The 12,061-nt window shown below is 64.0% G+C and carries 15 protein-coding genes; 12 read left to right on the top strand and 3 right to left on the bottom strand.

What is annotated here, in order from left to right; all coding sequences use genetic code 11:
* Position 1: 1 nt before the first annotated feature.
* From hemF to ASF61_RS15700, 7 genes are all read left to right on the top strand, one after another.
* On the top strand, positions 2 to 934 hold the full coding sequence (hemF, locus tag ASF61_RS15670; protein WP_056157480.1) for an oxygen-dependent coproporphyrinogen oxidase: 933 nt from the start codon (positions 2 to 4) through the stop codon (positions 932 to 934).
* Complete coding sequence (locus tag ASF61_RS15675) at positions 931 to 1,602, top strand: nicotinate-nucleotide adenylyltransferase (protein ID WP_056157485.1); 672 nt, start codon at positions 931 to 933, stop codon at positions 1,600 to 1,602. Before hemF ends, ASF61_RS15675 begins: the two co-directional genes overlap by 4 nt.
* A complete protein-coding gene (rsfS, locus tag ASF61_RS15680; RefSeq protein ID WP_056157488.1) occupies positions 1,602 to 2,285 on the top strand; it encodes a ribosome silencing factor in 684 nt (227 codons plus the stop codon). Before ASF61_RS15675 ends, rsfS begins: the two co-directional genes overlap by 1 nt.
* A gap of 6 nt (positions 2,286 to 2,291) precedes the next feature.
* Complete coding sequence (gene rlmH, locus ASF61_RS15685) at positions 2,292 to 2,762, top strand: 23S rRNA (pseudouridine(1915)-N(3))-methyltransferase RlmH (protein ID WP_056157492.1); 471 nt, start codon at positions 2,292 to 2,294, stop codon at positions 2,760 to 2,762.
* A 2-nt stretch (positions 2,763 to 2,764) separates the two neighbouring features.
* On the top strand, positions 2,765 to 3,391 hold the full coding sequence (locus ASF61_RS15690) for a nucleoside triphosphate pyrophosphatase (RefSeq protein WP_056157498.1): 627 nt from the start codon (positions 2,765 to 2,767) through the stop codon (positions 3,389 to 3,391).
* A 62-nt stretch (positions 3,392 to 3,453) separates the two neighbouring features.
* Positions 3,454 to 4,932 carry a ribonuclease G gene (gene rng, locus ASF61_RS15695; protein WP_056157501.1) on the top strand — a complete coding sequence of 493 codons (1,479 nt, stop codon included), beginning with the start codon at positions 3,454 to 3,456 and terminating at the stop codon, positions 4,930 to 4,932.
* Between the two features lie 185 nt (positions 4,933 to 5,117).
* The gene (locus tag ASF61_RS15700; protein WP_229205869.1) at positions 5,118 to 5,834 is read left to right on the top strand and encodes a DUF3108 domain-containing protein; all 717 of its coding nucleotides are present in this window, start codon (positions 5,118 to 5,120) and stop codon (positions 5,832 to 5,834) included.
* A gap of 183 nt (positions 5,835 to 6,017) precedes the next feature.
* Here ASF61_RS15700 and ASF61_RS15705 read toward each other — a convergent pair whose 3' ends face one another.
* Genes ASF61_RS15705 through ASF61_RS15715 form a run of 3 tightly spaced genes read right to left on the bottom strand, consistent with a single transcriptional unit; the run spans position 6,018 to position 8,558 of the window.
* On the bottom strand, positions 6,018 to 7,412 hold the full coding sequence (locus ASF61_RS15705) for a vWA domain-containing protein (protein ID WP_056157509.1): 1,395 nt from the start codon (positions 7,410 to 7,412) through the stop codon (positions 6,018 to 6,020).
* 1 nt (position 7,413) lies between these two features.
* On the bottom strand, positions 7,414 to 8,046 hold the full coding sequence (locus ASF61_RS15710) for a TadE/TadG family type IV pilus assembly protein (RefSeq protein WP_056157513.1): 633 nt from the start codon (positions 8,044 to 8,046) through the stop codon (positions 7,414 to 7,416).
* A complete protein-coding gene (locus tag ASF61_RS15715) occupies positions 8,046 to 8,558 on the bottom strand; it encodes a TadE/TadG family type IV pilus assembly protein (protein WP_056157516.1) in 513 nt (170 codons plus the stop codon). The genes ASF61_RS15710 and ASF61_RS15715 overlap by 1 nt, the downstream gene beginning before the upstream one ends.
* A gap of 321 nt (positions 8,559 to 8,879) precedes the next feature.
* Here ASF61_RS15715 and ASF61_RS15720 point away from each other — a divergent pair, with 321 nt between their 5' ends.
* The 5 genes from ASF61_RS15720 (at position 8,880) to ASF61_RS15740 (ending at position 11,996) form a co-directional block, all read left to right on the top strand.
* Positions 8,880 to 10,553, top strand: coding sequence for a sensor histidine kinase (locus tag ASF61_RS15720; RefSeq protein WP_056157519.1), 1,674 nt, complete (start codon positions 8,880 to 8,882; stop codon positions 10,551 to 10,553).
* 13 nt (positions 10,554 to 10,566) lie between these two features.
* Positions 10,567 to 11,241, top strand: coding sequence for a response regulator transcription factor (locus ASF61_RS15725; RefSeq protein WP_229205870.1), 675 nt, complete (start codon positions 10,567 to 10,569; stop codon positions 11,239 to 11,241).
* A gap of 184 nt (positions 11,242 to 11,425) precedes the next feature.
* Positions 11,426 to 11,674, top strand: a complete 249-nt coding sequence (locus tag ASF61_RS15730; RefSeq protein ID WP_082491739.1) for a Flp family type IVb pilin — start codon at positions 11,426 to 11,428, stop codon at positions 11,672 to 11,674.
* Between the two features lie 74 nt (positions 11,675 to 11,748).
* A partial coding sequence (locus ASF61_RS15735; protein WP_156369617.1) for a Flp family type IVb pilin occupies positions 11,749 to 11,832 on the top strand: 84 nt, incomplete at its 3' end.
* 2 nt (positions 11,833 to 11,834) lie between these two features.
* Positions 11,835 to 11,996 carry a Flp family type IVb pilin gene (locus tag ASF61_RS15740; RefSeq protein WP_019924822.1) on the top strand — a complete coding sequence of 54 codons (162 nt, stop codon included), beginning with the start codon at positions 11,835 to 11,837 and terminating at the stop codon, positions 11,994 to 11,996.
* Positions 11,997 to 12,061 lie beyond the last annotated feature (65 nt).

The following is a 12,061-nucleotide window of genomic DNA, read 5'->3' on the forward strand; positions in this document are numbered from 1 at the left end:
TATGTCGATCCTGCCCGCCGTCGCCGACGCGCCCGACACCGCTGCCGTCAAGGCCTGGCTGCTCGACCTGCAGGAGCGCATCGTTGCCGCCCTCGAGGCGGTGGACGGCACGCCGTTCCTGCGCGATGCGTGGGACCGGCCCGAAGGCGGCGGCGGCATTTCGCGCCTGGTCGAGGAAGGCCCGGTCATCGAGCGCGGCGGCGTGAACTTCTCGCACGTGATGGGCGCCAAGCTGCCGCCGTCGGCCAGTGCGCTGCGCCCGCACCTCGGTGGCCAGCCGTGGCAGGCGATGGGCGTATCGCTGGTGATCCATCCGCGCAACCCGTACGCGCCGACGGTACACATGAACGTGCGGTTTTTCAGCACCACCACGGCCGAAGGCGAGCCGGTATGGTGGTTCGGCGGCGGCATGGACCTGACGCCGTACTACGGTTTCGTGGAAGACGCCCGGCACTTCCACCAGACCTGCCACGATGCGCTGGCGCCGTTCGGCGACGACCTGCACGCGCGCTTCAAGAAATGGTGCGACGAGTATTTCTATCTCAAGCACCGGCAGGAGGCGCGCGGCGTGGGCGGCATCTTCTTTGACGATGTCAATGACGGCAGTTTCGACCACTGCTTCGCCATGGAGCGCAGCGTGGGCGACGCCTTTATCGCGGCCTATCTGCCGATCCTCACGCGCCGCAAGGATACGCCGTACGGCGAGCGCGAACGCGATTTCCAGGCGTACCGGCGCGGCCGCTACGTGGAATTCAACCTGGTATTCGACCGCGGCACGCTGTTCGGCCTGCAGTCCGGTGGCCGCACCGAGGCGATCCTGATGTCGATGCCGCCGCTGGTGAAGTGGCGCTACCGCTGGGCGCCGCAGGATGGCACGCCCGAGGCGGCGCTGTACACCGACTTCCTGCCGCATCGCGACTGGCTCGCTGCGTGACCGGGCCGCACGCACAGCGGATCGCTCTGCTGGGCGGCAGTTACGATCCGGTCCACCTCGGCCACGTGGCGCTCGGCGCGCATTTTGCGCGCCTGCTGCAGGTGGACCAGTTGCGCGTGGTGCCGGCCGGTTTGCCATGGCAGAAATCCACGCTCAAGGCCACGCCCGACCAGCGCGCCGAGATGGTCAGGCTGGCCTTTGCCGACCAGCCGTTTCCGGTGCTGGTGGACCTGCAGGAAATCGCCCGCGCCGCGCAGGGTCAGCCGACCTACACCATCGACACGCTGCGCCAGGTGCGCGCTGAACTGGGGCCGCAGGCCTCGATCAGCTTTCTGATGGGAGCCGACCAGTTGCAGCGGCTCGACACCTGGCACCAGTGGCAGGCGCTGTTCGACCACGCCCATATCTGCGTGGCGGCGCGCCCCGGTTTCAGCATCGATGGCGCAGGGCTACCAGCCGCCGTCGCCACGGCGTTTTCCAGCAGGCTGGGAACGCCCGACAACATCCGCAACACGCCGCACGGTCTGACGTATCTGGCACAGGACTTCGCGGTCGATATTTCAGCCACCCAGATACGTGCGGCATTACAACGGGGGGAGCAGGCAAATGCGCTGATCCCGCCGCTGGTGCTAGACTATATTGAACAACACAATTTATACAGAAGCTAATGGACATCAAAAAACTGCAAGCCCTCGTCGTTGACGCCCTCGAAGACGTCAAGGCCCAAGAAATCGCCGTCTTCGACACCACCCATCTCACCAGCCTGTTCGACCGCATCGCCATCGCTTCCGGTACCTCCAACCGCCAGACCAAGGCGCTGGCCGCCTCGGTGCGCGACAAGGTCAAAGCCGCCGGCGGCGACGTCTACGGCATGGAAGGCGAGGACACCGGTGAATGGGTGCTGGTCGATCTGGGCGACATGATCGTCCACATCATGCAGGCGCCGATCCGCGCCTACTACCGTCTCGAAGAAATCTGGGGCGACAAGCCGGTCAAGCTGGGCGCGGCCAAGCGCAAGAACACGCAGGAAGCCGAAGACGCCGCGCCGAAAAAAGTCAGCAGCCACCTGGCCGCCGGCAAGAAAGCGGTTGATGCCGCGCCGGTGGTCGAGAAGAAGACCCCGGCGCGCAAGCCTGCCGCCGCCAAGGCTGCAACCGGCGAGAAGAAAGCCGCTGCAAAACCGGCCGCTGTCCCGGCCGGCAAGAAGATCAAGGTCGCCCAGCCGAAAGCCACCGTCGCCGCAGTCAAAGCGTTGAAGGCGACGCCGAAGCCGAAGGCAGCCAAGCCGAAAGCCGACGAAGCCCCGGCCAAGACCGTCATCAAGCGCATCAAGAAACCGGCCGCGGAATAAGGCCGTATGCAGCTGATCATCGCTGCGGTCGGCCACAAGATGCCGGCCTGGATCGAGAGCGGCTACGCCGAATACGTCAAGCGCATGCCGCCCGAACTGAAGATCGTGCTCAAGGAAATCAAGCCGGTCGAACGTTCGGGCAGCAAGACCGCCGCCACCGCGATGGCGCTCGAGCGCGAGCGGATCGAGGCGGCGCTGCCGAAATCGGCGCGCATCATCGCGCTCGACGAACGCGGCAAGGACCTCACCTCGGTCGGCCTGTCGCAGCAGCTGGAAAGCTGGCAGCAGGACGGCCGCGACACGGCCTTCCTGATCGGCGGCGCCGACGGCCTCGATCCGGCCCTCAAGGCGCGCGCCGAAGGCCTGATCCGCATCTCCAGCATGACCCTCCCGCACGGCATGGTGCGCGTGCTGCTGGCCGAGCAGCTGTACCGCGCCTGGACCATCACCCAAAACCATCCCTATCACCGGGTCTGACCATGGCCACCAAGCCGACTGACAAAAAAATCTACCTCGCGTCCAAGAGCCCGCGCCGGCGCGAGCTGCTGCGCCAGGTCGGCATCGACTTCGAACTGCTGCTGCTGCGCGCCGACGGGCCGCGCGGCGCCGACGTCACCGAAGAGGTGCTGCCCGGCGAAGCACCGCTGGCCTATGTGGCGCGCGTGGCGCTGGAAAAGGCCGTGTTCGCGCACGACCTGGTGCGGCGCCGCCACCTGACGCCGCGTCCCGTGCTCACCGCCGACACCACCGTCACCATCGACGGCCAGATCCTCGGCAAGCCCGCCGATGCCAGGGAAGCGGCCGCCATGCTGGAACAGCTGTCGGGCCGCACGCACCAGGTGCTGACCTCGATCGCCGTGTGCAGCGGCGCCTTCCGCGAACAGGTCACGCAGGTGTCCGACGTGCGCTTCGCGGTGCTGACGCCGGCAACGATCGCTGCCTACTGCGCCAGCGCCGAACCGTACGACAAGGCCGGCGGTTACGGCATCCAGGGCCCTGCTGCCCAGTTCATCGAACACATCGCCGGCAGCCACTCCGGCATCATGGGCCTGCCCCTGTACGAAACGGCCCAGCTGCTGCGCCAGGCCGGGTTGCCGCTGCCCTAGCGGCCCGTTGGCCGGGCGTGTATGATCGTCGTTCAAACAGCCAGCGCAGCGCGCGGAGACACATGAACGAAGACATCCTGATCAACATCACCCCGCAAGAGACCCGTGTCGCCCTGGTATTGCAGGGTGCAGTGCAGGAGCTGCACATCGAACGCACGCTCACGCGCGGTCTGGCAGGCAATGTCTATTCCGGCAAGGTGGTACGCGTACTGCCCGGCATGCAATCGGCGTTCATCGACATCGGCCTGGAGCGCGCGGCCTTTTTGCACGTGGCCGACATCTGGGAAGCGCGGCCGCACGACGCCGCCAACAGTTCGGCCGCCGGCGCCGTGCCGACCCCGATCGAAAAGCTGCTGTTCGACGGCCAGGTGCTGACGGTACAGGTGATCAAGGATCCGATCGGCACCAAGGGTGCGCGCCTGTCCACGCAGATCTCCATCGCCGGCCGCATGCTGGTCTACCTGCCGCAGGACAGGCACATCGGCATCTCGCAAAAGATCGAGAAGGAAGCCGAGCGCGAAGCGCTGCGCACGCGCCTGCAGGCGCTGCTGCCGGTCGACGAAAAAGGCGGCTACATCGTGCGCACCCAGGCCGAGGATGCGTCCGACGCCGACATCGCGGCCGACGTCGAATACCTGCGCAAGACCTGGAGCGCCATCAGCCACGGCGCCCGCACGCTGCCGGCCACTACGCTATTGCACCAGGACCTGAGCCTGGCCCAGCGCGTGCTGCGCGACTTCGTCCACGAGCACACGGCCACGATCCAGGTGGACTCGCGCGAAAACTACCTGATGCTGCAGGAGTTCGGCCAGACCTACACGCCCGGCGTGCTGCCGCGCCTGCAGCACTACCGGGGCGAGCGCCCGCTGTTCGACCTGTACGGCGTGGAAGAGGAAATCCTGCGCGCGCTCGGGCGCCGCGTCGACCTGAAGTCCGGCGGCTACCTGATCGTCGATCAGACCGAAGCGATGACCACCATCGACGTCAACACCGGTGGTTACGTGGGCGGGCGCAATTTTGCCGACACCATTTTCAAGACCAACCTCGAAGCGGCGCACGCGATCGCGCGCCAGCTGCGGCTGCGCAACCTGGGCGGCATCATCATCCTCGACTTCATCGACATGGACAACACCGAGCACCGCGCCGCCGTGCTGGCCGAACTGAAGAAGGCGCTGTCACGCGACCGCACCAAGGTGTCGGTGTCGAACTTCTCGGCGCTGGGCCTGGTGGAAATGACGCGCAAGCGCACCCGCGAATCGCTGGCCCACATCCTGTGCGAACCGTGCCCGGCCTGCAGCGGCAAGGGACAGGTCAAAACCTCGCGCACCATCTGCTACGAAATCCTGCGCGAACTGCTGCGCGAGGCAAAACAGTTCAACCCGCGCGAATTCCGCATCCTGGCCTCGCAGGAAGTGGTCGACATGTTCCTCGAAGAAGAATCGCAGCACCTGGCCATGCTCGGCGACTTCATCGGCAAGAAGATTTCCTTGCAGGTGGAGACGGCGTATCACCAGGAGCAGTACGACATCATCCTGATGTGATGCCCACGGTGGTATCACCGTGCAATCAAGGTTTACGCAACAAAGACTGGACTATTTGAACAGAAGTCATGCACGTCGAAATCGTTGTGATAGTGTTAGTGTCGCAATTACAACGATAAGGAGACGTCATGTACCAAACTCGCTTAGCCCGTAGCTGCCTTCCCCTCGCCTTCACCTGCTCCCTGATGTTTTCCGGCACATGCGCACTGGCCGCCGAACAGCGCCCGCCCGCCGCCGCTCCCACGCCCGCCGTCGGCGACAACTGGACCTACCAGTACACCGATGCCCGCACCGGCGTGAAAGGCAATATCAGCCGCCTCGAAGTGTCCGCCATCGACACCACCGGCGTGCACGTCGATATCCTCCGGCCTGGCGCGCCCGCCCCCGTCGGCAAGCAATTGTTCAGCGCCGACATGAACCCGATCGACCGTGGCAGCATGCACTTTGCGCCATCGTTCGCCCGCTACGCCTTCCCGCTCACGCCCGGCAAGGAATGGACCAGCGAGGCTGTCGCCGATAACGTCAAGCTCGGCAAGCAGTGGCGCTACGACATCAAGGGCAAGGTGCTGGACTGGGAAAAAATCAAGGTGCCGGCCGGCGAATTCCACGCGCTCAAGGTGATCGTGGAAGCCGACTATCGCGGCAAGGATACCGGCCCCGACAGCGGCAACGGCAACCTGGTGGAAACCGTGTGGTTCGTGCCCGAGCTCAACAACTTCGTCAAGCTCGACTACCGCGACAGCGACTGGCAGGGCCGCACCGTCAACCGCGACGGCTGGGAGCTGCTGTCGTACGGCCACAAGGCGGCCTCCCCGGCCGCACCGATGCCACCAGCCGCCCCGGCGACACCTTCGGCCCCCGCGCCGGTGGCCACCCCACCAGTGGCCAGCACCAGCCGCTGACCCGCCTCCTCTGCCGCCACCCGAACCAGGCTCCAGACCGAGGCGCYGCAACGCCGCTATGGAGGCTGGATCAGGCACCAACCGATAGCGCCTGAGCCAGCCTTCAGAGCAAGGCGCAGCGCCGAAGGCAGTACGCAAGTACGGCGAGGCGCTGCAACGCCGCTATGGAGGCTGGATCAGGCGCTAGCGGGAGATGCGCATGATGGCTGAGGCCAGCTTCGAAAAGCACGGCGTCAAATCGCTGGTCGTGGCCGCGTAGCAGTACAGGCCGACGGGCTTGGCCGCGTTGAAGCAGCGCGCCGGCGCGTCGGTCGAATTGGCCATGCACTTGAGTACGTCTTCGCCCTTTTCGCCATCGACGCCGGTGCCTATCTTGAGCTGCGCACCGAGTCCCAGCGTAAACACATAAATTCCCTCGTCTTGCGACTTGCGCGCCATCGCTTCGACGAGATTGCGGGCGGCGCGGTTGACGTTGGTGTAATTGACGGTGTTGGTGACCTTGCGTGGCGTATTGGTCACGATCGGAAACTCGCGCAGGTTGACATCGTTGGGCGTGCTGCGCGGATTGTGGGCGTTATACCAGTCCGGCAGCGAAGAAGCTTTGGCGACCAGGTTGTAGTAGTTATTGCCGTAGTAGTAAACGGTGGGCGTGCAGCTGCCACCAATGTCGTCGTACTGCTGGTCCAGCTTGAACAGCCCGTACGGATCACCGGAGCCGTCGTCGTCGGTCGCAATGGTGCCGGCATACGGGCCGCCGGCATCGCGGCAGTCGGTGGCGGTTTTCCAGTTCAGGTAGGTACCGAAGGAATTGGGCGCGCCGTCCGAAAAGAAGACGATCACCCGCAGATTCGAGCGGTTGTTGTTCGAGGTGGGGATACTGTTGAGCTGCTGGCGCGCCAGGTACATGCCTTCCGGCGAGGCGGTCGAACCGGAAAAGGTAAACGCGCTCAGATGCTTGGTCATCGAGGCGCGGTCGAAGCCACGCGCGACCGGCCGGATCGGGTCGTCCAGCATGGCGCCGAAAGCGAAGTGCATCAGTCCCACCCGGTCCTGGTCGGCATTGAACTGGTTGAGGAAGGTCTTGGCGGAGGCAATCACGTTCGGCCCCTGGTCGTACAGCGAGCCGGAGGTGTCGAGCACCACCGCCATGTCGAGGTCCTTGCGCACGGCTTGCGAAGCCACTGCCGGCGTCAGCGGCGAGACGCCGAGCAGGCCCAGGAACGAGATCGGCATCGATGCGCGGGCACTGACCGACACCGTCACCATGCCGTTGTTGAATACCACGCTGGGCGCATTGAGCGTGGCGGTCGAGCCCATGTAGTTGGCCGGGAAATTGGCGTTGAAAAAGCGGATCGCGGCCGCCTGCGCATTGGCGCGCTGGGTGGCTTCGTCCTTGCCTTGCGAAATCGCGCGCGCGGCCGCCAGGCTGGCCGCATCGGTGGCGGCGTTGAGCCTGTCGCGCACCATGTAGGTGACGCCGGTATCGACCACCAGGCCTACCGCCGCGACCAGCACCGCGATCGACAGCGCCACCATCACCACCACGCTGCCGCCTTGCCTCGAACGTTTGTAGACCATATCAGAACACCGTCATCGAATAGAGGTTGGTGCCGAAGTTCGGCACGGTAAACGGGCCCAGCGCGACACCGCCGAACAGCATATTGAACTTGTAAAAGCTCTCGGCCACGTAGATGATTTCGCCCTCGAACAGCACGCCGCTCATCAGCGACACCCGGGGTGCATTGGCGCCGGTTGGAATATTGCTGCACGCGCCCGTGTTGCTGTTCCAGTTACCGCAGTTCCACAGGCGGCTGGGCGGGCCGTAGCCGCTCACGCGGTAGCCGAGCTGGTTGGCGCTGTCGTCCCAGCGGTACTGTTCCAGCACCACGGTGGTGATGACGCCCGAGCTGTCCTTGTAGCCCATCAACTTGGTGATGTAGAGCATGCCGCGCGCATTCATGTCCAGCGGCGGCGCCGAGGCGGCCACCGCGCGCATGATGGCCTGGCTGTTGTCGTTCAGCTGCAGCTTGCTGCGCGCAGCCAGGTTGGCGGCTTCGCGGCTGAGGTTGATGAGCACGGCGTTGGCCTGCAGCCCGCGCGCAAAGTCGGTGACCGCCATGATGAGGAAGACCAGCAGCGGCAGCAGCAGCGCGAACTCGACCGCTGCGATACCGCGCTGGCGGCGGTCGCGAGAACGGCGTACGGCCAGCATCAGTTCACCCCCGGGTAGTTTTCGTTGAGCATGGTGACCGCTACCGTGAAGCGGTACTTGCCATCCTTGAAGAACGGCCGCAGCAACGGCGTCGCCAGCGGCCATGCACAGTCGAGCTTGATCACCAGGATGTCGCCGGCCTGGCCGAACATGGCCGCGTTATAGGAGCTGCTGTCCGTGTAGGTAATGTTGTTGGTGGTGATGACCGGAGTGACCTTGTCGAACATGCCGACCGAACTCGATTTCATGCGCGCCAGGATGGCCTGGTAGCGTTGCTGATTGGAGACATTGGGATCGGCATCGGACAGGCCGGTGATCGCATAGCGGCCACCCTCGCGCACCGCGTACTGCATGGTAAGGTTGGCGAAAAACATCAGGCTCAGCTCGATCACGCCGATCAGCAGCAGCAAAAACACCGGCATGATCAGCGCCATTTCGACCACGGTGGCGCCGCCCTGGCGACGTGCAGGATCGCGCGGGCGCGATCGTAATGGCGAACGGAAGACGGTCATGTCTGGTTTCTTCTGTAGGGTGAGCATACAACCATCGGTTGCGGGTACTTGCGAGGGGCGCTGTCGCTTGGGCGGCCTGATGACATCGGCGACGGATCGAGGGTGCCGATGACTGCATTGTAGCCCGATCAAAATATTTCACATAGTAATTTAATGTTTTTCTGGAGACTGATCGCACGTGCCCGCCCCGATCACCATACCGCAGCCGACAGCGAAGATCATTTCTTTTCTGGCAATATACTTGGAGAAACAACAGCTTAGTTTATTGTAGTAGCTCAATTTATTTGTACAATACGCTAGCCCCTACAGCCCGGAGACACGGTGGTCACACACAGCAATGCAGCAACAGGCAATCACACGGCTGCCGACGCCACCAGCGCGACCATGGTGTTCGGCATGCGCCTGGTATTGGCTGTCTCTGCCCTGCTGACGTTGTATATCGCCCCTGCCGATCTCGATTTCAGCAACGATCTGGGCACCGTCATCTTCCTTGCCTACGTGATCCACAGCGCGGTGCTGTACCTGGCGGCGCGGCTGCACCGCAATCCTTTCTGGCACGGCAAGACCGTGTACTGGCTCGACCTAGGCTGGTATGCGTTGATGCTGTATTTCAGCGGCGGCAATATCAGCTTCTTCCTGCCGTTCTTTTTCTTTGTCATCCTGACCGCGTCGTTCCAGTGGGGGTTCGAAGAAGGGGCGCGCATTTCGCTGGCCGCGGCCGTGCTGCTGACCGCCACTGCGCTGTCCGTCAATCCGCACACCAATCCGTCCCACCTGCTGCTGCGCATCACCTTCGTACTGGTGCTCGGCTACATGATCGCCTACTGGGGCGAGACCGGCATCGTCCAGCGCCGCCGCCTGAACCTGCTGCGCCACGTAAGCCGGATGTTCAATCCGCGCTTCGGCGTGGCCCAGACGCTGACTTCGCTGCTCCAGGAAACCCGCAACTTTTATCAGGCCAGCACCTGCATCCTGCTGATGCGCGACGACGACAATGCCCAGTGGCTGCTGCGCTCCGTGAGCGCCCAGCACGCGGGGCGCGCCGCTACCGTCTCGCGCCTGTCCGAGGCGGCCGCCGGGCCGCTGCTGGCCTTTCCGGCCGGGCACAAGGTGGTGTACAACCAGCCGCTCCATGCACGACTGCCGTGGAGCGGCGAGGCGCGTGCGCGCCGCCCGGAGAGCCGCTGGGAGGCGATCGACGAGGCGCCCTGCGCGCAACTGGCCGACCTGTTCGACGCCTGCTCGTTCATCAGCGCACCGCTGCCGCTGCGGCGGGGCACAGGCCGTATCTTCGTGGTGTCGGCCACGCGTCGCTTCAGCCGCAGCGACGCCAGCTTCCTGGCCCAGGTGGTGGGCCAGGCGTTTCCGGTGATCGAAAATATCGCCCTGCTCGACAGCATGGCGTCGGATGCGGCCTTCCGCGAGCGCCAGAAAATCGCGCGCGACCTGCACGACACCACGATCCAGCCCTACATCGGCCTGCGCCACGCGCTCACCGCCATGCGCCATGGCGCTGCAGCCGACAATCCGCTGTGCGACGATCTCGACAAGCTGATCGCCATGAGCGGCGAAGTGATCGGCGACATGCGCAACTTCGCCCGCAATGTGCGCAAGAACAGCAGCAACGGCGAGCCGGAACTGATGACGGCGCTGCGCCGCCAGGCGCGCCAGATCCGCGAGTTCTACGGGCTCGACATCGAGCTGAGGATCGTGGGCGAGGTCGATATCAGCGACCGCCTGGCAGCCGAAGTGTTCCAGATTGTCAACGAGGGCATGAGCAACATCCGCAAGCACACCCGCGCACGGGTTGGTGCGGTTACACTAGCGACTGTCAACAATTGCCTGCAGATCGACATCGACAACGAACATCCGGACAGTGCGCCCGGCGAATTCTTGCCGGGCTCGATCGCCGAACGCGCCGCCGCGCTCGGCGGTGGTGTCGGCATCACGCACCCCGATGGCGGCACCCGGGTCAGGGTCAGCATACCCTTGTAAGAAAGGAAGCAACGTGAGTAGTTCCGCCGCACCGATCCGCGTGATGCTGGTCGATGACCACGCTACCCTGCTGTGGGGCTTGCGCAAGCTGATCGAGGGCACCGCGCCGGAGATGGAGCTGGTGGCCACCGCCGGCGACCCCGACCAGGCGCTGGTCGAGGCGGCGCGCACCCGGCCCGACATCGTGCTGCTCGATCTCGACCTGGGCGGACGCAGCTCGCTCGAAATCCTGCCCGATCTGCTCAATGGGCGTGCCGCCCGCGTGATCATCCTGTCGGGCAACCGCGACGAAGCGCTGCTGGGCCAGGCCATGCGCCTGGGCGCGCGCGGCGTGGTGGGCAAGGACGCCGAGGCCGACGTGGTGCTGGCGGCCGTGCGCAAGGTGCACGGCGGCGACATGTGGATGTCGCAAACCATGATGACAGCCATGCTCGGCGCTTTCATCAACCCGGCCGCTGCCGACTACCGCAATCTCGAAGCGGAAAAGATCGCCTCGCTCACGCTCAAGGAGCGCAAGATCGTGCAGGCGGTGGTGCACAGCAACGGCGCCGCCAACAAGGACCTGGCGCAGCAGCTGTTCATCGCCGAACCCACGCTGCGCAACTACCTCACCTCGATCTACCAGAAGCTCGACGTCGCCAACCGTCTCGAGCTCTACGTCTACGCCACCAAGAACCGCCTCGGTTAAGGGCGCCTCCTGTGACCGTGACATATGTCACGGTCAAATCTAACGGTTTGTCATAGTCATTTCAGGAGCATTGTCCGATGTGGCGGGAAAGTCGCGTCCCTATAATTCATCCATCAGCTCAGGTGTTGTTAAGTAGCTGAAGCCCAGCAGGGCAGGCAACATTAACCCACTCAAGGAAAACATCATGAACGCCATCAAAAACTTCATCAACGACGAATCCGGTGTCACCGCTATCGAATACGCCATGATCGCCGCCCTGGTCGCCGTCGTCATGAACGCCATCAAAAACTTCATCAACGACGAATCCGGTGTCACCGCTATCGAATACGCCATGATCGCCGCCCTGGTCGCCGTCGTCGGCCTGACCGCAGTGAAAACCCTGGGCACCCAGATCCAGACGCTGTTCGGCAAGGTCGTCACCGCCACCGCCTGAGCATTGCAGCACCCGATACGTTTTACCGCATTGTACGCAGCTAACTTAACGAACAACTTTTCAAGGAAAACATCATGAACGCCATCAAAAACTTCATCAACGACGAATCCGGTGTCACCGCTATCGAATACGCCATGATCGCCGCCCTGGTCGCCGTCNCATGAACGCCATCAAAAACTTCATCAACGACGAATCCGGTGTCACCGCTATCGAATACGCCATGATCGCCGCCCTGGTCGCCGTCGTCGGCCTGACCGCTGTGAAAACCCTGGGCACCCAGATCCAGACGCTGTTCGGCAAGGTCGTCACCGCCACCGCCTAAGCAGTTGCTGTACCAGGAATGTCCGGCACGGTGCACACCGGCCGGGCATTTTTTTATTCCCCTTC

Source organism: Duganella sp. Leaf126, assembly GCF_001423125.1.
Lineage (GTDB): Bacteria > Pseudomonadota > Gammaproteobacteria > Burkholderiales > Burkholderiaceae_D > Rugamonas.